The sequence below is a fragment of the Marinitenerispora sediminis genome, from assembly GCF_003336425.1.
GTDB lineage: Bacteria > Actinomycetota > Actinomycetes > Streptosporangiales > Streptosporangiaceae > Marinitenerispora > Marinitenerispora sediminis.
Window position 1 is genome coordinate 1 of the sequence record NZ_QEIO01000068.1, and the last position, 20,311, is coordinate 20,311.

The following is a 20,311-nucleotide window of genomic DNA, read 5'->3' on the forward strand; positions in this document are numbered from 1 at the left end:
CACGTATGCCTCCCCCGTCCGCCGCGTCCCGGTCCGCTGCGGCCGCGCACGCCCGCCCCAACCGACCGGGCTACCGGCCGCAGCGCCGCGACGAGCGCGCACGTCCTGGCGGTCTCGTACACGCCGACATCGCGGACATCAACGAAGCTCGGCAGCGCCCCCGCCGGAGGCGGCCACCGCGCAACGGGCCGCCACACCGGGGTACGCGGCAAGCGGGCCACCGCGCCGGCCCGCCAGAACGGCTCTCCGGTGACCGGCTACGGCTACCTCCACACCGCCGGCGACGACCGCTCCCGGCCGGCCCGCACCGAGGCCCGGGCCGATGAGAAGACAGCCACCGCGGCCGGGACCAGTCACCAGCGCACCTACCGGCCAGACCCACGGCGAGGTCGAGCGCTTCCACCGCCCCGGCCGATGAGTGGACCTACGCCCGCCCCTCCACCTCAGAGGCGAAACGCCGACAAGCGTTCCCGCTGCGGTCGCATCGCTACGACCACCACCGGTTCCCCACCGCCATCAGCGGTCCTCCCGCCACCCGCGTACCTCCCCCGCCCAGACACCGCACCCGGCCCGGAGCACATCAGGCAGGGACGGCCCCGAGTCTCCGGCCGCTTCACTCGAAGGTGAGCGGCGTCAGGTACTCGGGGACGACCGCCTCCGTGCCGGTGGGCGCCGGGCGCCGGCGGGAGCCGCCGTGGCGGCTCCGCCGCCGTGCGGCCTCAGCCGCGGAGCTTGAGGGCGAGGAACAGGTCGACCCGGTGCTCCAGGCTGCTCAGGTCGCGGCCGGTCAGCTCCTCGATGCGGCCGATGCGGTAGCGCAGCGTGTTGACGTGCACGTGCATGGCCGCGGCGCAGCGCTGCCAGGAGCCGGAGTGGCCCAGGAACGCCTCAAGGGTGGCGACCAGGTCGGAGCGGTGGTCGCGGTCGTAGTGCAGGAGCGGCTCCAGCAGGCGCTCGCGGTAGGAGGCCTGTACCTCCTCGGGCACCGACGCCAGCAGCAGCTCGTGGGAGTCGATCTCGGCGCCCGCGACCACGCGGGCCCGGCCGCCGCGGAGGTCGGCGAGGCGGCGCGCGTGCCGTGCCTCCACCGCGGCGCCGCGCAGGGCGGCCGTCTCGCGCGCGGTCGCCGCGACGCCGACCACGAGCCGGCGCTCCCTCAGCCCCGACTCCAGGACGCGGGCGCCGGCGGACAGCGCGGCGCGCAGGCGCTCAGCCTCCCGGCCCGCTCCGCCGCCGGCCGGAACCGGCACGATCGCGAGGACGGCGTCCTCGCCGCCGTCCTGGGTGACCACCGTGCCGGGCCAGCCGGCGACCAGTTCGGCCACGATCCGCCGGGCGAGCCCGAGCGGGCGCGGTTCGGGCAGCAGGGCCGCGCTCAGCACCACGTAGGCCCGCGCGGGACCGGGTCCCTCGGCGCGGCCGGAGGTGCGCAGCAGCTCGGCGACCTCGTCGAAGCGCTGGGCGGCGAGCAGGCGCGGCAGTCCTTCGGTGTGCCGGGCGTCGACCACGGCCCGCTCCTCGTCGCGGCCGCGCGCGAGGACCGCGAAGGACACCAGCTCCGCCACCGCGTCGCGCGCCTCCTCCGACCAGCCGGTGTGGTCGCCGCTACACGCCAGGAACCACCCGGCCAGCGGATGGGTGTCGCGGGTGCGCACGGGGAGCAGGGTGACCGGCCGGGCGGCCCCCGGCTCGGCGGGCAGCTCGACGCGGTGCGGGAACCCCTCGGCGGCCAGGTAGCGGCGGGCCAGCAGCTCGCGCTCGGCGGCCGCCAGGGCGGGGCCGGCCGCGGCGACGGTGTGGCCGGTGCTGGAGAGCACCCAGGCGGCGACCCCGGCTTCGCGGGCGGCCGCGGCGAGCACCTCGGCGAGCCCGGTCCCGCCGGCGAGTTCGGCCACGAGGCGCCGGCTGCGGTCGCGGTTGCGGGCGAGGTCGCTGAGGCGGCGCCGGGTCAGCGACCGGGTCACCTCCTCCGTCACCGCGCCGAAGGAGGTCTCCGCCGGAACCTCCACCAGGGGCAGGTCGTGGCGGCGGCACGCCTCGACAAGGTCGGGCGGGACATCGCCGAGGGCGGTACCCGCTCCCAGGCAGGCGGCGCCGCCCGCGACCAGCGCCCGGACGAAGGTCTCGGAGTCGGCGGCGGCGCTGCGCCACATCATGCCGGTGAGTACGAGTTCACCGCCGCGCAGGTAGCGCTCGGGACGCAGCAGGTCGGTGGTGTAGGCCCACCGGATCGGGCGGCGCGCGTGCTCCCCGCCGCTGAGGAAGCGCAGTCGCAGCCGGGGGATCGCGACGAGGTCGCTGATCAGCATGGGGGGGTCCTTCGGTGTCGGTCGCTCGCCCGCCGCTGGGGTGCGGACACGTTAGCCGATGCCCCGGCTTGGAGGAAAGTACGAACCGGCGGGTCCGGCGCCGCGGGGAGTTCATGTCTTCGCGACCTGGCAGGGGGCACGCCTCCCGATGTTGTATGTCACGCATCCGCCACATCGACGCCAAGGATCGGCCAACACCCGCCACGAGGCGTTTCCCCCGCGCCCCGGCGACCAACGAGGACGAGTATGGAATTCCTGAGTCCCGCCACGTGGGAGGAGGCGCTCGCCGCGAAGAGCGCCCGCCCCGACGCGGTGCCGATCATGGGCGGTACCGACGTGATGGTCGAGCTGAACTTCGACCGCCGGCGCCCCGCGGCCCTGCTGGACCTGACCCGCGTCCCCGAGCTGCGGGAGTGGGCCCCCGACGGCGACCGCCTGCGGCTGGGAGCGGGCGTCCCCTACGCCGTCATCGTCGACCGCCTGGCCGACCGCGCGCCCGCGCTCGCGCTCGCCTCCCGCGCGGTCGCCTCCCCGCAGATCCGCAACCGGGGGTCGGTCGGCGGCAACCTGGGCGGCGCGTCACCCGCTGGGGACGCCCATCCCCCGCTGCTCGCCACCGACGCGGTGGTCGAGCTGGCGTCGGTGCGCGGCGTCCGGCGCGTCCCGGCGCGCGAGTTCTACCTGGGCCCCCGCCGCACGGCGCGCAGCGACGACGAGCTGATCGCGGCCGTCCTGCTGCCGGCGCCGGCCGGCCCGCAGCAGTTCGCGAAGATCGGCACCCGCAACGCCATGGTGATCGCGGTCGCCTCCTTCGCCCTGGCGCTGGACGCCGGCCGACGCTCGGCCGGCACGGGGATCGGGTCGGCCGGCCCGACGCCGCTGCGCGCGCCGGAGGCGGAGGAGTTCCTGGCGGCGGAGTTCGACTGGGCGGGCGGCCGGCCGCCCTCGCCGGCCGTGGCACAGGAGTTCGGCGCGCTCGTGGCCGCGGCGGCGCGCCCCATCGACGACGTGCGCGGCAGCGCCGCCTACCGGCGGCACGCGCTGTCCGTGCTGGCGCGGCGGACCCTGGGCTGGGCGGCCGCCGACTACCGGAGGGAGATGGCCGCGTGCGGGTGACGATGACGGTGAACGGCCACCGGATGGACGCCGACGACGTGTGGGAGGGAGAGAGCCTGCTCTACGTGCTGCGGGAGCGGCTCGGCCTCGCGGGCAGCAAGAACGCCTGCGAGCAGGGCGAGTGCGGCTCCTGCACGGTGTTCCTGGACGAGGTGACGGTGTGCGCGTGCCTGGTCGCCGCCGGCCAGGCGCACGGCCGCTCGGTGCGCACGGTGGAGGGGCTGGCCGAGGCCGGCGCGGACGGCGCGCCCGGGCTCAGCGACGTGCAGGAGGCGTTCGTGGCGGCGGGGGCCGTCCAGTGCGGCTTCTGCACGCCGGGGCTGCTCGTGCAGACCGAGGACCTGCTGCGCCGCACGGTCGCGGCGGGCGCGGGGGCGCCCTCGGACGCCGAGATCCGGGAGGCGCTGGCCGGCAACCTGTGCCGGTGCACCGGCTACGAGGCGGTCATCGAGGCGGTGCGGCTGGCCGCCGAGTGGACCGAGCGGGGGCGCCCGGCCGGCGGCCCCGCCCGCGGGGAGGCGCGATGATCGCGCGCTCCGACGCTCCCCTCGTCATCGACGGCGCCCACGTGGCGACCGTGAGCGGCCCCGAGTACCCGAGCGGCCACATCGTGGTGGCGGACGGCCGCGTCGCCGCGGTCGGCCCCGGCCCGGCGCCCGACATCGCCGGGGCGGCGCGGGTGGACGGCGCCGGCTGCCTGGCGACGCCCGGCCTCGTCAACACCCACCACCACCTCTACCAGTGGGCCACGCAGGGGCTGGTGCCCGACGGCACGCTCTTCGAGTGGCTGGTGGCGTCCTATCCGGTGTGGGCGCGGCTGGACGCCGAGGCCGTCGCCGACACCACCACCGCCGGACTGGCGTGGCTGGCGCTCTCGGGATGCAGCACCGCCTCCGACCACCACTACGTGTTCCCGCGCGGGCGGGGCGACATCGTGGCCGCGGAGGTCGCGGCGGCCCGCGCGGTCGGCGTCCGGCTGGACCTCGCACGCGGCTCCATGGACCGGGGCGTGTCGCGCGGGGGCCTGCCGCCGGACGCGATCGTGGAGGAGCGCGACGCGGCCCTGGAGGCCACGGCGGCGGCGATCGAGGAGCACCACGACCGGGGCTTCGACTCGATGACCCGGCTGGCCGTGGCCCCGTGCTCGCCGTTCTCGGTGAGCCGGGAGCTGATGACCGGCGCGGCCACGCTGGCCCGCGCGCTGGGAGTGCGGATGCACACCCACCTCGCCGAGACGGTCGAGGAGGAGGAGCGCTGCCAGGCCGAGTTCGGCTGCACGCCGGTGGAGTACGCGGAGAAGCTGGGCTGGCTCGGGCCGGACGTGTGGCTGGCGCACGCCGTGCACCTGTCCGACAGCGCGATCGCCCGGATCGCCGCCACCGGCACCGGTGTGGCGCACTGCCCCACGTCCAACGCCCGGCTCGGTGCGGGCATCGCGCGGGTGAGCGAACTGCTCGCCGCCGGGGTGTCGGTCGGCCTCGGGGTGGACGGGCCGGCGTCCAGCGAGCTGACCTCTCTGGTCGGAGAGGCGCGCCAGGCGCTGCTGATGGCGCGGGCCCGCCGCGGCCCGGCGGCGCTGAGCGCCCGGCAGGCCCTGGAGATCGCCACCCTCGGCGGCGCCCGCTGCCTGGGGCGGCAGGCCGAGCTGGGCTCCCTGGAGGTCGGCAAGCTGGCCGACATCGCGCTGTGGCGCGTCGACGGGTTCGGCCGCGACGTCCTCCCCGACCCGGTCGTGGCGCTGGTGTTCGGCCCGCCGCCGCCGCTGGAGCGGCTCCTGGTGGGCGGGCGCACCGTCGTCGAGCGGGGCGAGCTGCGCACCGTCGCCGCCGACGCCGCGGCCGCGGCCGGCCGCCGGGCGCACCGCGCGCTGACGGGAGAGGCGGACCGCCGATGACCACGCCCACGCCCCGGACGCCTGTTCCCGTTCACTCGCCACGGGAGGCTCCTTCTCCCGTTCACTCGCCACGGGAGGCTCCCCCCAGCCCCGCCAGCAGCACGCCGGGCGGGGTGGGGTCCAGCCCGCGCCGGCCGGACGGCACGCTCAAGGTGACCGGCGAGTTCGCCTACTCGTCCGACATGTGGATGGACGACATGCTGTGGGGCGCGACGCTGCGCAGCCCGCACCCGCACGCCCGCATCCGCGGGATCGACGTCACCGGGGCGGTGCGGATGCCGGGCGTGCACGCCGTGCTGACGCATGAGGACGTGCCCGGGGAGAAGCGGTACGGCCTGGAGTACCGCGACCAGCCGGTGCTGGCCTTCGGCAAGGTCCGCTACCGCGGGGAGCCGGTGGCGATCGTGGCCGCCGACCATCCCGAGACGGCGCGCCGGGCCCTGGACCGGGTGCGGGTGGACTACGAGGTCCTGGAGCCGGTGAGCGACCCCGTGCGGGCCGCCTTCGACCCGGACTGCCCGCTGGTGCACGAGGCGGGCGAGGACCTGCCGCCGGCGCATCCGGCGCACCACCGGTCGGGCAACCGGGTGCGCTACCAGCCGGTCCGCACCGGCGCGTTCGCCGACGGCGCCACCGCCGCCGAGGTGCGGGCGCTCGCCGACGTCGTCGTCACCGGCGAGTACCAGGTGGGGATGCAGGACCAGGCGTTCCTCGGCCCGGAGTCGGGGCTTGCGGTGCCGGCCGAGGACGGCGGGGTGGACCTGCACATCGCCACCCAGTGGCTGCACGTGGACCAGAGCCAGATCGCGCCGTGCCTCGGGCTGCCGCCGGAGAAGGTGCGCCTGACGCTGGCCGGCGTGGGGGGCGCGTTCGGCGCCCGCGAGGACATGTCGATGCAGGTGCACGCCTGCATGCTGGCGCTGCGCACCGGGCGGCCGGTGAAGATCGTGTACAACCGGGAGGAGTCGTTCCACGGGCACGTGCACCGGCATCCGGCCAGGCTGCGCTACGAGCACGGCGCGACCCGGGACGGCCGGCTGGTGTACGCCACGGCCGAGATCGTGCTCGACGGCGGCGCCTACGCCTCGACGACCGCGGCGGTGGTCGGCGTCGCCTCGTCGCTGGGCCTCGGGCCCTACGAGATCCCGCACGCCCGGGTGGACGCCTACGGCGTGTACACCACCAACCCGCCGTGCGGGGCGATGCGCGGCTTCGGGGCGGTGCAGGCGTGCTTCTGCTACGAGTCGCAGCTGGACCGGCTGGCGGCCGAGCTGGGCCTGCACCCGGTGGAGCTGCGAATCCGCAACGCGATGTCGGAGGGGTCGCGGACCGCCACCGGGCAGCGCGTCGACATGCCGCTGCCGATGGCCGACATGCTGCGCCGGGCCCGGGAGATGCCGATGCCGCCGGAGCGCGCGGCGGCCGGCCCGGTCGACGTGCGCGCGCTGCCGGGCGGGGTGGCCAACACCAGCCGCGGCGAGGGCGTGCGGCGCGGGGTCGGCTACGGGGTCGGGTTGAAGAACCTGTGCTTCTCCGAGGGGTTCGACGACTACTCGACCGCGCGGGTCCGCCTGGAGGTCGTCGGCGGTGAGCCCGCCGTGCAGGTGCACACCGCGGCGGCGGAGGTGGGCCAGGGGCTGGTCACCATCAAGGGCCAGATCGCGCGGACCGAGCTGGGCGTGGAACGGGTGACCGTCCTGCCGTCGGACACCCGGGTCGGCTCGGCCGGGTCGTCCTCGGCCTCGCGGCAGTCCTACATGACCGGCGGCGCGGTGCGCGCCGCCTGCCTCGCGGTCCGCGCCAGGGTGTTCGAACTCGTGCGGGCGGCTGGGCTGGTCGGCGACGACCATCCCGACGAGCTGCTGGGGCTGGCCGGCGGCAAGGTGGTGTCGGGCGCCCGCGGTGTGCTGGTCTCCCTGGCCGACCTGCTCGGCGCCTCGGCCGTGGAGGAGACCCGTGAGTTCCGGCACCGCGCCACCGAGATGCTCGACCCCACCACGGGCCAGGGCGCCTCGCACACCCAGTTCGGGATGTGCGTGCACCGCGCGGTGGTCGACGTGGACGTGGACCTGGGCCTGGTGAAGGTGGTGGCGCTGGACGCGGTGCAGGACGTCGGGCGGGTGCTGCATCCGCAGCAGCTCGCCGGCCAGATCCAGGGCGGCTCCGCGCAGGGGCTCGGGCTGGCGCTCATGGAGGAGATCCAGGTCAGCGGCAGTGTGATCCGCAACCCGTCCTTCACCGACTACCTCATCCCCACGATCCTGGACGTCCCGCCGATGCGGATCGAGGTCCTGGAGCATCCCGACCCGCACGCGCCCTACGGGCTGCGCGGCGCGGGAGAGCCGCCGACGCTGTCGTCGACTCCGGCGATCGTGGCGGCGGTGCGCGCGGCCACCGGCCGCCCGCTGAGCCGGATCCCGGTGCGTCCGGAGGACATCGTGGGGATCGAGCGGGACTGAGGGGCTGGCCGGCAGGCCGGTCCGTGCCCGCGCCGGAGCGGCGCGGGCACGGACCGGCCGGAGCCGACGCGGGCCACTGGTATGACACCCGCCCGACTAGCCCAGCGAGGTGGCCCACGTTCTTACCTGGCTATCCGGGCTCCGCGGACATCCTGCCACACCGGCGGCGGCGCCGTGTCCGCGCCGGTCACCGCTCGGCGAGCGCGGCCCGCACGTTGCCGGCCACGGCCGCCAGCACCTCGACGGTCCCGGTGTGGCGCCGCGGGGCGGGTCCGCGCACCGCCCGCTCCCCGTCCTCGGCGACGCGGGCGGCGGTGGCCTGCACCGCCCGGCCCCGCGCGGTCAGCCGGACGCGGCCGTCCGGCGGCTCCTCCCGTGCCCAGCCCCGCGCGAGCAGCCCGCCGGGACCGCCGTCCGTCGAGAAGGCCGCCAGTTCCCGCTCGGCGTCGGCCCGGTGGCGCGGGCCCCGGCTGTGCAGGTTGAGCACCTGCCAGCTGCGGCGGTCCGGACCCAGGCCGCCCAGGGTACGGGCGAGGCGGGCCTCCAGCAGGCCGCGCAGGTGTTTCAGCCAGTACCCGATGGGACGGCCGGCAGCGCTCACGGCGGCCACGGCGGCTCCGACCCCGCCGAGCCCGACCGGGACACCGCTGACATCGGGGCCATCGAGCGCGCCGTGGTGGCCTTCCGCCGGTCACGCGGCCGCCGCGCCCCGGCCCGGCTCGCCGACCGCCGGGGCGTCCGGTCGGGACCTCGCGGCGCGCTCCCCGACCCGGTGGTCGAGCTCCTGGACGCCGTCGAGGCCGCGGCGGAGCACCGCGGGCCGCTCACGGTGACCGAGGCGGCCGCCGTTGCGGGCGTGGACCAGCCGCGCGCGAGCCGGCCCGCGGCCCAAGCCCTCGACGCGGGGCCTGATGCGCCACGTGGCCGACCAGGACGACGGCCGGCGGTCGCCGCTGGAGCTCGCCCCCGAGGGCGGCGACGTGCTGGCGGCGATCCGCGCGTTCCGCCGCAAAGTGGTGGCCGGGGCCAGCGCCCACTGGAGCGGTGCGGGCCGCGCGGCGCTCGCGGACCTGCTCACCCGGTTCGTCCGCGACGTGGCCGCGGTCACCGGCCCGCCGCACGGGCCCGGGAGCTGACGCCGATCCGGCGGCACCTGCCGCGCCTCGGCCGTGGCCGCCCGGTAGGAGCTGGCGCCGCGCATGGCACCGGAGCCGGACCCCGGCCACGCGTGAGCGCCGGGCGGCGGCGGGAGACGTGGCGGGGGCGCGGGCCGGAGGGAGCGCCGGGCGGCGGTCGGCGGTCGGCGGAGCGCCCTGCGGCGGGTCCCGCGGCGACGTGCCAGAGCGGCTCCCCGGCGTGGGGCGCCCGTTTCCGGGATCGGCCGGATCCGCGGCGGGCCCGACCCCGCTCCCGCGCCGGCCGGCGCGCGGGGCCGGCCGCCGTCCGGAGGGGGGCCGCCGCGGGCGGTCCCCCGCCCGCCCCGGTCAGCCCCGCTGCAGCGCGCGGTGCGCCAGTTCCCGGCAGACCACCGCGAAGTCCAGCCCGGCGGCCTCCACCGCCAGCGGCAGTGTGGAGGTCTCGGTCATCCCCGGTGCGACGTTGACCTCCAGGAAGCGCACCCGGCCGGAGTCCTCGACGATCAGGTCGGTGCGGGAGACGTCGCGCAGCCCCAGCGCGCGGTGGGCGGTGAGCGCCGCCTCGGCCGCGGCGGCGGCCGTGCCGGCGTCCAGCCGGGCGGGGCAGAAGAACTCGGTACGCCCCGCGGTGTAGCGGGCGGCGTAGTCGTAGACGCCGCCGTCCGGCACGATCTCCACGGCGGGCAGCGCGAACGGGCCGTCGCCGAGGTCGAGCACCCCGACCGCGATCTCGGTGCCGGCGACGCGCTCCTCGATGAGGGCGGTGTCGCTGTAGGCGAAGCAGCTCACCAGCGCGGCCGGCAGCGCCTCGGGGGTGTCGACCGGGGTCGCGCCGAACGCCGATCCGCCCTGGTCGGGCTTGACGAACAGCGGCAGCCCGAGTGCGGCGACGATCCGGTCCAGCAGCGCGGGGGCGCCCAGGTCGGAGAAGGCCGACTTCGGCAGCGCGACGCCCCGGGGGACGGCGAGCCCGCGCTCGGCGACCAGCGCCTTGGCGGTCGGCTTGGCGAACGCCACCCGGCAGGCGTGCGGCGGCGCCCCCACGTAGGGGACGCCGGCCAGCTCCAGGATCTCGCGGATGGCGCCGTCCTCGCCGGCAGCGCCGTGCAGGACGGGGAAGACGACCTGGGGCGGGTCCGCGGCCAGAGTGGCGAGCAGCGCGGCGTCGGCGTCGACGACCTGCACCTCGACGTCGAGGCGGCGCAGCGCCTCGGCGACCCGCCGCCCCGATCGCAGGGACACCTCGTGCTCGGGCGAGATGCCCCCGGCGAGCACGAGCACCCGGTCGAGATCGCCCACGGTTCTGCCTTCCTTCCGTCCTGCTGGGGTCACGCCGCGACCGCGCCTACGGGAGGTCGGGGCCGGGGGCGTCGCCGCCGCGGCTGGACGGCGTGGACGCGCTGCCGAAGGTATCACGCAGCTTGATCTCGGCCTCGATCACGCCGACGAGCCGGCGCACCCCCTCCCGGATCTGCTCCGGGGTGGGGTAGCAGAACGACAGCCGCATGTTGCGGTGGCCGTCGTCGGTGGCGAAGAAGCCGGTGCCCGGCACGTAGGCGACCCGCTGGCTGACGGCCCGCGGGAGCATGGCCTTGGCGTCCAGCCCCTCGGGCAGGGTCGCCCAGACGAAGAAGCCGCCCTCGGGCCGCGTCCAGGTGCTGCTGGCCGGCATCATCGCCTCCAGGGCGCCGAGCATGGCGTCCCGGCGCTCCCGGTACATCTCGTTGAAGTCCTTGACCTGCTCCCGCCACGGGTGGCTGGCCAGGTACTGGCCCACGACCATCTGGTTGAAGCTGGAGTGGCTGAGCATGGCGGACTCGGCGGCGAGCACGAGTTTGGCCCGCACCGAGGAGGGCGCCAGCGCCCAGCCGATGCGGAACCCCGGCGAGAGCGTCTTGGAGAAGGAGCCGAGGTAGATGACGTTGTCGGGGGCGTCGGCGCGCAGCGCCCGCATGGGCTCGCCCTCGTAGCGGAGCAGGCCGTAGGGGTTGTCCTCCAGCACCAGGAGGTTGTGCCGCCGGCAGATCTCCAGCACCTGGCCGCGCCGCCGGGCGTTCATGGTGACGCCGGCGGGGTTCTGGAAGTTCGGCACGGTGTAGAAGAACTTCACCCGGCGCCCGGCGGCGGCGAGCGAGTCGAGGCGCTCCTCCAGCGCCTCGGGCAGCACGCCGTCCTCGTCCATGGGCACGTGCACGATGTCGGCCTGGAAGGCGGCGAAGGTGTTGATGGCGGTCACGTAGGTGGGCGCCTCGGCGAGCACGACGTCCCCGGGGTCGACGAAGACGCGGGTGACGAGGTCGAGCGCCTGCTGGGAGCCGACGGTGACGATGACGTCGTCGGCGCTGGCCTTGATCCCTTCGAGGCTCATCACGTCGCAGATCTGCTCGCGGAGCACCGGGTCGCCCTGCGCCGATCCGTACTGCAGCGCCATGGCGCCGCGCTCGGCGAGGACCCGGCGGACGATCTCGCCGATCTCGTCCATGGGCAGCGCGCTGACGTTGGGCATGCCGCCCGCGAGCGAGACGATCTCGGGTCTGGAGGCGACGGCGAACAGTGCCCGGACCTCCGAGGCCACCATCCCTGCGGCACGGGCTGCGTAGGCGTCGACGTAGGGGTCGATGCGCGAGCCCTGGGGCGAGGGGGGCTGGTGGGACTCTCGGGGATCAACGGACACGATCCACCTCCGCGTGGTCGGTGTGCTGGCCGGGTCGGCGGCATCGGCGAGGCACCGTGCGGAGCGGGCGGACACGGGTGCGGTCCTGGGGCGCGACGCGTCCCGGGTGATGACAGAGGACCCGGTGATTGCCAGCCAGTCTACGCACTCACCTCGCGCGGTGGGACGTCGACCCGGATTTCGCCGGTCCGGTGACCGGTGAGGCGTTCGTTCCCCGCGCGCCGGCCGGCGACGACCAAGCGGTGCTCATGTTCGCGGCAACGTCTCGCCGCCGCCCGCCGCCGGCGTAGCGGGAGGCCGCGCGTCCGGCCGCGATGGCGACCTGTCATCGTGGTGCGGGACAACTCGGGGGACAAGGAGTCGACGTTGGGCACGGTCGTGGTGCGGATCGCCGCGTTCGCGGGGCGCTGGTTCGCGGTGCTGATCCTCCTCGGAGCCGCCGCGGGGCTCGCCGCGCCGGCGCAGGCGGCGCTGCTGACCCCCTATGTCGCGGTGCTGCTCGGTGTGATCATGTTCGGGATGGGGCTGACGCTGCGCGCCTCGGACTTCGCGATCGTGGTCCGCCGGCCGCAGGCCGTGCTGATCGGGGTCGCCGCGCAGTTCGCCGTCATGCCGCTGGCCGGCTACGCGGTCGGCCACCTGCTCCAGCTTCCGCCGCTGCTGCTGGTGGGGATGATCCTGGTGGGGGCGGCGCCGGGCGGTACCGCCTCCAACGTCATCGTCTACCTGGCGCGCGGCGACGTGGCGCTGTCGGTGGCGATGACGTCGATCTCGACGCTGCTGGCACCGCTTCTCACCCCGCTCCTCGTGCTCTGGCTGGCGGGGTCGACGCTGCCGGTGGACGCCGGCGCCCTGCTGGTCTCGATCCTGCAGGTGGTGCTGCTGCCCGTGGTGGCCGGGCTCCTGGTGCGCGCGGTGGCGCGCCGCCTGGTGGAGCGCCTGCTGCCGGTGCTGCCGCTGGTGTCGGTGGGCGGCATCGTGCTCGTGGTCGCCGCGGTGGTGGGCGGCAACGCCGACGCGGTGCTGAGCACGGGGCCGCTGCTGGCGCTCGCCGTGGTGCTGCACAACGGCGCCGGTCTGCTCCTCGGCTACTGGGCCGCCCGGCTGGGCCGGCTGCCGGAGTCGGCGCGGCGCGCCGTCAGCGTCGAGGTGGGCATGCAGAACTCCGGGCTGGCCGCCACCCTGGCGACCGTGCACTTCGCCCCGCTGGCCGCGCTGCCGGCCGCGCTGTTCTCGGTCTGGCACAACATGTCCGGGGCGCTGGTGGCGGCCTACTGGGCACGCCGCGGCCATCCGGTCCCGGCCGCCGCGGCGGCGGAGGAGACCGGCGCCGGCTAGCTCGTCACGCGGGTCCGCGGGGGTGCGCGTACCCGTGGGAGGGACCCGCGCCAGTCCGCGCACGGCGGCCCCGCCCGCGACGCGCGTCGGGGCGGCGCCGGGCTCCTCCGGCGCCGCCCCGAAGGACCCGCGGGCGCTCAACGGCTCCGCCAGCCGCGCTTCCAGGTGTCGTACCTCTTGGCGACGGCGTCCCGGATCCGCTGCCCCCTCTGCTCGACCGCGCCGCGCGCCTGCTCGGCCTTGCCCTCGGCGACCAGCCGCTCGTTGTGGGTGGCGCGCCCCGCGGCTTCCTTGACCTTGCCCTTGACCTCGTGGGCCGTGTGGACGGCCCTGTCCCGGATCTTCATCGTCGGCGCTCCCTTCTCGGCCGTTTCCGGGCCGGTGGTCCGGCGGCCGCGTCCCGGGCGGCGGACGCGGCCGCACCTGTCCACTGCCACCGCTGCGGCGGATCATGCGGCCGCCGCGTGCCGCCGGGTCCGCGGGCGTCCGCCGGGAACGGCGGCGGGGCCCGCACATGGCGGGCCCCGCGTGAGCGGCCACTCTGCGAAGGTTCCCCCCAGAGCCTTCGCCCCCGACCCCCAGGCGGGGTGCGAGCTGTCACGCGGGCCGGGAGACCCCCTCAACCGGCGGCGGCGCAACGTCCCGCTCGCCCCCTCCCTACCCGGCCGCTCCCCGCTAAACATCGGCTTTGCCGTGATTGTGGGAAAACTTGGTCCTCCCCAGGTCGACGGCGGACCGCAGCGCTGTGTCGGCGCGGCGGTCGCGGGGCGGGCGCGGTCCCGGGCCGGCCACGGGTCCGGCGTGATCGCGGGAGACGCGGCGGACCGCCGGTCGCCCCCTCGGGTGCCCCACGCGCCGGCGCGCTCGGGGATCAGCCGCCGAGTCCGGCGGTCCGGGCGAACGCCGTCATCCGGTCGTCGAATCCGTCGAGCGGCCCGAACCAGACGGCGACGTGCCCGGCCCCGGCCGCGGCGAAGGCGCGCGCCTCGGCCGCCACGTCGGCGGCCCGTCGCGCGCCGGGCCAGGACAGCCGTGCGCCCGCCTCGATCCGGCGCGAGGTGTGGGCCCGCAGCGCCGCGAGGCGGGTGCGGAACGTCTCCGGCGGCAGTCCCACGCTCTGCCAGATGTCGCCGAACCGGGCGGCCCGGCGCAGGGCGGCGTCGGAGACGCCGCCCACCATGACCGGGACCGGCGCCGTGGGGATGGGCGCGAAGACTCCGGTCCGGAACGCGTACCTCGTCTCCTCGAACGGGCCGCGGCCGACGGTGTGCAGGTGGCGGATCAGCCGCAGCGCGTCGTCGGTGCGCGCGCCGCGGCCGGTGAAGTCGGCGCCGAGGGCGGCGAACTCCGCGGCCTCCCAGCCGGCGCCCACCCCGAGGACCACCCGGCCGGGGGCCAGGCGCTCCAGCGTCGCGGTCTGCTTGGCCACCAGGAAGGGGTCGCGCAGCGGCAGGACGAGCACCGACGTGCCCAGCCGGATCCGGCCGGTGACCGCCGCCACGGCGGCCAGCGTGACGAGCGGTTCGTGCGCGCCGCCGTACACCGGTCCGTACTCCGCGGGCGGCAGCAGGTGGTCGGGGAGCCAGACCGCGTCGTAGCCGAGCTCCTCGGCGCGGCGGGCGAGGTCGAGGATGCGCCGGGGGTCGGCGTCGGCGGACTCGTCGGGCAGTACGACCTGCGCCCGCGCGCCCGCGAGGGGGGCGGTCTCGGGCGCGGGCAGCCCGGTGTCGGCCGCCGGGTGGGGGCGGGTCGGCCCGCCCGGAATCGTGGTCATGCGGGCAACGTAGACTCTGACACGGATGTGAAGGTCAACCCCGGGGGACGGCGTGCGGATCGGTGAACTCGCCCGGCGGACCGGTGTCAGCCACCGGCTGCTGCGCTACTACGAGGAGCAGGGGCTGCTCCAGGTGCAGCGCTCGGCGAACGGCTACCGGGAGTACGGCGAGGACACCGTCGGCCAGGTCCGGCGGATCCGCGCCCTGCTGGCGGCCGGGCTCTCCACCCAGGTGATCCGCGACGTGCTGCCGTGTGCGCGCGGCGAGGCGCCGGAGCTCGACATGTGCCCGGAACTGGCCGCCACGCTGCACCGGGAGCTCTCCGGGATGGACGCGCGCATCGCGGCCCTCACCGAGGCCCGCACGGCGCTGGCCTCGTTCGTGTCCGCGGTCCCGGCCGGCCGCTAGACCCGTCGCCGGGGACCGGCGTGCCGGCCGGTGCCGGGCGGCGGTCGGCGGCCGGTTGAGCGGGCCGCCGGAACTGGCGGGCAGGTGCGCGGCGGCGCTCCTTCCGTGGTGCGCGCGGCCGGGCTTTGCGGGCCCGGCCGGTGGCGCGGCGCCCAGGCGCGCGGCCCGGGCCGCTGACGGCGCCAGCCGGGATGCGCGCTCGGCCCGTCGGCGGGGCGCGGGCCGTCCCCGGGCCGGTTCCGCTGGGCGGCGGTGTTGCCGGCGACCGCGCGAGCAGGCGGCCGATGGCTCCTCGGCTCTCCGGGAGGAGGCCTTCGCGGGCCCCGGCGCCGGCCGTGCCGCACCGGCGGGGCCGCCGCCGGGCCGCGGCGCCGCGGTGCGCCGGCGCTGCCCTGGACGGGCGCGCCGGGGGCTGCGGCGCGGGGTGTCCGCGGACGGCGTGCCGAGAGCCGGGCCGGGCGCGCCGCCACCGGGCGGCGCCGCAGCGGTTCCCTGCTCCGGGGGCTGGACGCACCACGCGCCCCACGTGTCGGCGGCCCAGGTTAATTCCTCGATAAGTGGCCGATCCCACATTCGCCGACCGAACGCGATTCGGCCACCCCTACATAAGCCGCGCGAATCCACAAACTTCAAGAAACTGGCGAACTCGACATTCGCCGCAACAGCCGCGAATTGTCGCCGGATTTCGAGTACGCCACGACGGAACTCCCGAGGTGGCGGGCCGAATACCTCCGACAAAACGCATCTTCATGGCACAATACGACCATAATGACCAGAACGCCGGACGTCGCCCCTGATTAACCATCCCTTAACCGTGCGCCAGCGCGCTGGCAGAAAGACGCGATCGCGAATGATTACCATCTGTCGCGATCCCCCTACACCTCTGTCAGCCTCTTCGATGCGGTTTTGGAGTTCCATGCGCACACACGAGACGACCACGGCGCGAGGTGGCCACGCGCCCCCGGGCCCGGCGGAACGACTGCGGGGTCACCTGCGGCACGACGTGCCCGCCTCCCTCGTGGTCTTCCTGGTGGCCGTCCCGCTCTCCCTCGGCATCGCGGTGGCCTCGGGCGCGCCGCTGGTGGCCGGTCTCATCGCCGCCGCGGTCGGCGGTATCGTCGCCGGGATGATCGGCGGGTCGGTGGTGCAGGTCAGCGGGCCGGCCGCCGGCCTGACCATCATCGTCGCCGAACTCGTCGCCAGCTACGGCTGGGCCACCACCTGCCTCATCACCGCGCTCGCCGGCGTGGTCCAGGTCCTGCTCGGCTCCCTGCGGATCGCCCGGGCCGCGCTGGCGGTCTCCCCGGCGGTCGTGCACGGAATGCTCGCAGGCATCGGCGTCACCATCACCCTGGCGCAGATCCACGTCGTCCTCGGCGGCGACGCCCAGAGCTCGCCGGTCGACAACCTGCTCGAACTGCCGGGCCAGGTCATGAACAACCACACCGCCTCGGTCGCGGTCGGTGTGCTCACCATCGTGCTGCTGCTGGCCTGGGCGTGGCTGCCCGACTGGCGGCGGCTGCCGATCCGCCGGATCCCCGCCCCCCTGGTCGCCATCACCGCCGCCACCGTGGTGAGCGTGCTGGCCGGCATGGACGTCGAGCGCGTCTCGCTGCCCGCGCTCTCCGAGGGGCTCGGCTTCGCGCCGGCGCTGCCGGAGAGCGACTACGCCGGCGTCGCGATGGGCGTCGCCGTCATCGCGCTGGTCGCGAGCGTGGAGTCGCTGCTGTGCGCGGTCGCGGTGGACCGCCTGCACACCGGGCGCCGGGTCCGCCTGGACCGGGAGCTCGTCGGGCAGGGCACGGCCAACGTGGTCTCCGGCACGCTGGGCGGACTGCCGGTCGCCGGTGTCATCGTGCGCAGCACCGCGAACGTGCAGGCGGGCGCGCGCAGCCCGGTCTCGGCGGTCCTGCACGGCGTGTGGGTGGTGGTGTTCGTCGCCACGCTCTCCGCGCTCATCGAGTTCATCCCCATGGCGGCCCTGGCCGGGCTGCTCGTCTTCACCGGGATGAAGATGGTCGACGTCGCGCACATCCGCGGCCTGCGCGCGCACCGCGAGCGGCACATCTACCTCGTCACGCTGCTCGGCGTGGTCGGTCTCGGCCTGATGGAGGGCGTGCTGGTGGGCCTCGCCCTGGCCCTGGTCTCGGCGCTGCGCCGGCTCACCCACGCCACGGTGCGCATCCACTCGGCCGGCAACGTCTACCACGCGGTGATCGAGGGGTCGCTGACCTTCCTGGCGGTGCCGCGGGTCTCCAGCGCGCTCGGCACCATCCCGCCCGGCGTGGACGTCGACCTCGACCTGCACGTCGACTTCATGGACAACGCCGCCTTCGACGCCATCCACTCCTGGCGGATCGCCCACGAGCGCACGGGCGGCCGGGTCGACATCGACGAGCTGCACGAGGACTGGTACGAGAGCACGGTGACCGGGGAGCCGCCGCGCCGCAAGACACCGGTCCCGCCGGTGCGCCGGTGGCTGCGTCCGCGCGGCCAGGACCTCCCCGAGAGCGGCGGCGGCCAGTCGCTGGCCTCCGGTCTGCTCATCTCGGGCGCACGTGACTACGAGACGACCATGGCGCCGCGCATCCGCCCCGTCATGGCCGCGCTGACCGACCGGCAGCGACCGCACACGCTGCTGGTGACCTGTGCCGACTCCCGGATCGTGCCGAACCTCATCACCGCGAGCGGCCCCGGCGACCTGTTCACCGTCCGCAACGTGGGCAACATCGTCCCCGCCCACCGGGAGCCCTGCACCGACGACGGGATGCTCGCCGCGATCGAGTACGCGGTCGAGGTGCTGGAGGTCCGGTCCATCGCGGTGTGCGGGCATTCGCGGTGCGGCGCGGCGGCCGCGATGATGGAGGGCGGTTCCGGACCGGACGGGGTGCGGTCCTGGCTGGCGCTGAGCGGCCGCGACCACACCGACCCCGGCGCCGCCGCGGCCGCCACCGGCTCCGCGGAGCGCGAGGCGGCCTGGAACCGGGTCAGCAAGGACAACGTCGTGCAGCAGCTGGCGAACCTCATGACCTACCCGGTGGTCCGCGAGCGCGTCGCGGCCGGCACCCTGGAACTGGTCGGCATGTACTACGACATCCCGACCGCCCAGGTGCAGATCCTCGACCCGGCCTCCCAGACGTTCATCCCCGCGGGAGAGGGACCGGTGGCGATGCCGCTGCCGGGCGGGCGGCCGGAGTCCCGGCGGCGGTTCGCGCCCTGGCGCGGCGGCACGGGCAGCACGGAGAGTACCGGGGTGAGCTGAGGCGGCTTCCCCGGGAGCGGGGTGTCACGGGCGCGGCGGCGTTCGTGACACCCCTTTCGCATTTCCGTTCCGAGATCCGGATCCGGATCCGCAGGCCCGGGATTCCCCGTGAATCCCCACATAACAGAATCCACGTGTTTCCATCGGGCGCCATTCCGGGAATACGAATGGTGACGGTTCCACCGGTTCCTCCCTTCGAACTCCACCCCTTCCGGATGGTTTTGGGGGCGATCCGCCGTCCGCGGCAGGGACGGTATCCCTTAAAGGACACATCTACCCTTCCGCATTTCCCCCCGGCCCCGCGAAGGGAAACAGCACGGCGCACACCGGGGCGCACCGAACGGCGGCCCCGGCGGCCGATCCCGGCGCGCGGGATTCCGCAGCGTCATCGGACCCGGGCGGCACCAGATCACGAACTGACCGCATCCGGCCACCACCGCACCTTGCCATCGGGACCGTGAAGCGCTAGCCGGCCGCAGTGATTCCGACAAACTGCAAGGTTGTCGCATATGGAGCTTCCCTCAGATTCCATGATTGATCGCCAAAAATGCGATCATCCTGTGATTCCTGCGCCATTCCGCTACGTGACCACCCTGTTGCCAAACGTCGCCACTGACTTATAGTTGCGAATCGTTTACCGAATGTCCCGGTAAATGTGGTCGGCCCCCCTCCCACAAGGACCACCCGACCAGTGGATTCGGCACCGATGCCGGCTGGGTGCCGATCCGCCCCTTGTTCATTCACACCAGCAAGGAGCAGGGAACGTGCGTAAATCCCCCGTATTCCGTGCGCTGGGCGGCACCGCCTTCGCCATCGGACTGGTCGTCGCGGCGGCCCCCGCCGCCTCGGCCTCCCCCGAAACGCTGGCCAGCTCCCCCGAGCAGGTCACGGCCATGGAGCGCGACCTCGGCCTGTCCACCGCGGAGGTCACCCGCCTGCTGCAGCAGGAGGAGCAGGCCCGCACCCTCGAACAGGAGGTGCGCGAGACCCTGGGTGAGGACTTCGCCGGCGCCGTCTTCGACATCGAGACCGGCGAGCTGACCGTCTCGGTCACCGACCGCGGCGCGGTCGAGGCGGTGCGCGAGGCGGGCGCCGTCCCGCGGGTCGTCGCCTACGGCGAGGGCACGCTGGACCAGGTGGTCGAGGAGCTGAACGCCAACGTCCCGGACGCCGACGCCGGTGTGACCGGGTGGTACGTCGACCTCGCCGACGACACCGTGGTGATGACGGTCCGCGAGGGCGCGACCGACGTGGCCGACGACCTGATCGCCGAGGCCGGTGTCGACGCGGCCGCCGTCCGCGTGGTGGAGAGCTCCGAGCAGCCGCAGACGTTCGCCACCATCCGCGGCGGCGACGCCTACTACATCGGCAGCGGCAGCCGGTGCTCGATCGGCTTCTCGGTCAGCGGCGGGTTCGTCACCGCCGGGCACTGCGGCGGTGTCGGGGCGTCCACGCGCAGCTCCGACGGCACCGGCACCGGCACGGTGGCCGGCTCCAGCTTCCCCGGACGGGACATGGGCTGGGTGCGGGCCACCAGCAACTGGAGCAGCAGCCCGCTGGTGAACCGGTACAACGGCGGCACGGTCACCGTGACCGGCTCCACCGAGTCGGCCGTCGGCGCGTCGATCTGCCGCTCCGGCTCGACCACCGGCTGGCGCTGCGGCACGGTGCAGGCCAAGAACCAGACGGTCATCTACCCGCAGGGCTCGGTGTCCGGCCTCACCCGGACCAACGCCTGCGCCGAGCCGGGCGACTCGGGCGGCTCCTGGCTGAGCGGCTCCCAGGCCCAGGGTGTCACCTCCGGCGGTTCGGGCAACTGCTCCTCCGGCGGCACCACCTACTTCCAGCCGGTCAACCCGATCCTCAGCCAGTACGGCCTCACCCTGACCCGGGGCTGATCCCGCCCCCGGCGAACACCTGACCTCCGGTCCGCCGGCGGT

At 75.4% G+C, this 20,311-nt stretch carries 15 protein-coding genes; 9 read left to right on the forward strand and 6 right to left on the reverse strand.

Features of this window, described 5'->3' with window-relative positions; genetic code table 11:
* Positions 1–719 precede the first annotated feature (719 nt).
* Positions 720–2,309 (reverse strand): PucR family transcriptional regulator, encoded by a 1,590-nt coding sequence (locus tag DEF28_RS14530; protein ID WP_114400282.1) that lies wholly within the window; start codon positions 2,307–2,309, stop codon positions 720–722.
* Positions 2,310–2,555: 246 nt separating this feature from the next.
* Here DEF28_RS14530 and DEF28_RS14535 point away from each other — a divergent pair, with 246 nt between their 5' ends.
* The 4 genes from DEF28_RS14535 to pucD all read left to right on the forward strand — a co-directional run bounded on the left by DEF28_RS14535 (position 2,556) and on the right by pucD (position 7,778).
* Positions 2,556–3,425, forward strand: coding sequence for an FAD binding domain-containing protein (locus DEF28_RS14535; RefSeq protein ID WP_114400281.1), 870 nt, complete (start codon positions 2,556–2,558; stop codon positions 3,423–3,425).
* Positions 3,416–3,952 carry a (2Fe-2S)-binding protein gene (locus DEF28_RS14540; protein ID WP_114400280.1) on the forward strand — a complete coding sequence of 179 codons (537 nt, stop codon included), beginning with the start codon at positions 3,416–3,418 and terminating at the stop codon, positions 3,950–3,952. Before DEF28_RS14535 ends, DEF28_RS14540 begins: the two co-directional genes overlap by 10 nt.
* The gene (locus tag DEF28_RS14545; RefSeq protein ID WP_114400283.1) at positions 3,949–5,319 is read left to right on the forward strand and encodes an 8-oxoguanine deaminase; all 1,371 of its coding nucleotides are present in this window, start codon (positions 3,949–3,951) and stop codon (positions 5,317–5,319) included. The genes DEF28_RS14540 and DEF28_RS14545 overlap by 4 nt, the downstream gene beginning before the upstream one ends.
* 113 nt (positions 5,320–5,432) lie before the next feature.
* Positions 5,433–7,778, forward strand: a complete 2,346-nt coding sequence (gene pucD / locus DEF28_RS14550; protein ID WP_233515303.1) for a xanthine dehydrogenase subunit D — start codon at positions 5,433–5,435, stop codon at positions 7,776–7,778.
* A gap of 187 nt (positions 7,779–7,965) precedes the next feature.
* On the opposite strand, the gene DEF28_RS14555 is transcribed toward pucD, so the two are convergent.
* On the reverse strand, positions 7,966–8,379 hold the full coding sequence (locus tag DEF28_RS14555) for a MarR family transcriptional regulator (protein WP_114433537.1): 414 nt from the start codon (positions 8,377–8,379) through the stop codon (positions 7,966–7,968).
* A gap of 319 nt (positions 8,380–8,698) precedes the next feature.
* On the opposite strand from DEF28_RS14555, the gene DEF28_RS28085 reads away from it, so the two are divergent.
* On the forward strand, positions 8,699–8,914 hold the full coding sequence (locus DEF28_RS28085) for a hypothetical protein (RefSeq protein WP_199493306.1): 216 nt from the start codon (positions 8,699–8,701) through the stop codon (positions 8,912–8,914).
* Between the two features lie 348 nt (positions 8,915–9,262).
* Here the strand turns inward: DEF28_RS28085 and DEF28_RS14565 are convergent, their stop codons facing one another.
* Both DEF28_RS14565 and DEF28_RS14570 read right to left on the reverse strand, forming a co-directional pair.
* Positions 9,263–10,213: a D-alanine--D-alanine ligase family protein gene (locus tag DEF28_RS14565; RefSeq protein ID WP_114399027.1), complete on the reverse strand. Its 951-nt coding sequence runs from the start codon at positions 10,211–10,213 to the stop codon at positions 9,263–9,265.
* Positions 10,214–10,259: 46 nt separating this feature from the next.
* Positions 10,260–11,588 (reverse strand): aminotransferase-like domain-containing protein, encoded by a 1,329-nt coding sequence (locus DEF28_RS14570; protein WP_199493308.1) that lies wholly within the window; start codon positions 11,586–11,588, stop codon positions 10,260–10,262.
* A gap of 330 nt (positions 11,589–11,918) precedes the next feature.
* Between DEF28_RS14570 and DEF28_RS14575 the strand changes: the two genes are divergently transcribed.
* The gene (locus DEF28_RS14575) at positions 11,919–12,926 is read left to right on the forward strand and encodes a bile acid:sodium symporter family protein (protein WP_233515304.1); all 1,008 of its coding nucleotides are present in this window, start codon (positions 11,919–11,921) and stop codon (positions 12,924–12,926) included.
* 137 nt (positions 12,927–13,063) lie between these two features.
* Here the strand turns inward: DEF28_RS14575 and DEF28_RS14580 are convergent, their stop codons facing one another.
* Both DEF28_RS14580 and DEF28_RS14585 read right to left on the reverse strand, forming a co-directional pair.
* On the reverse strand, positions 13,064–13,273 hold the full coding sequence (locus tag DEF28_RS14580) for a CsbD family protein (protein WP_114399030.1): 210 nt from the start codon (positions 13,271–13,273) through the stop codon (positions 13,064–13,066).
* A gap of 524 nt (positions 13,274–13,797) precedes the next feature.
* Positions 13,798–14,700, reverse strand: coding sequence for a TIGR03619 family F420-dependent LLM class oxidoreductase (locus tag DEF28_RS14585; protein WP_114399031.1), 903 nt, complete (start codon positions 14,698–14,700; stop codon positions 13,798–13,800).
* Between the two features lie 52 nt (positions 14,701–14,752).
* On the opposite strand from DEF28_RS14585, the gene DEF28_RS14590 reads away from it, so the two are divergent.
* The 3 genes from DEF28_RS14590 to DEF28_RS14600 all read left to right on the forward strand — a co-directional run bounded on the left by DEF28_RS14590 (position 14,753) and on the right by DEF28_RS14600 (position 20,269).
* The gene (locus DEF28_RS14590; protein WP_114399032.1) at positions 14,753–15,109 is read left to right on the forward strand and encodes a MerR family transcriptional regulator; all 357 of its coding nucleotides are present in this window, start codon (positions 14,753–14,755) and stop codon (positions 15,107–15,109) included.
* Between the two features lie 916 nt (positions 15,110–16,025).
* A complete protein-coding gene (locus DEF28_RS14595) occupies positions 16,026–18,371 on the forward strand; it encodes a SulP family inorganic anion transporter (protein WP_114399033.1) in 2,346 nt (781 codons plus the stop codon).
* Between the two features lie 764 nt (positions 18,372–19,135).
* Positions 19,136–20,269, forward strand: coding sequence for a S1 family peptidase (locus tag DEF28_RS14600; RefSeq protein WP_114399034.1), 1,134 nt, complete (start codon positions 19,136–19,138; stop codon positions 20,267–20,269).
* The last annotated feature ends 42 nt before the right edge of the window (positions 20,270–20,311 follow it).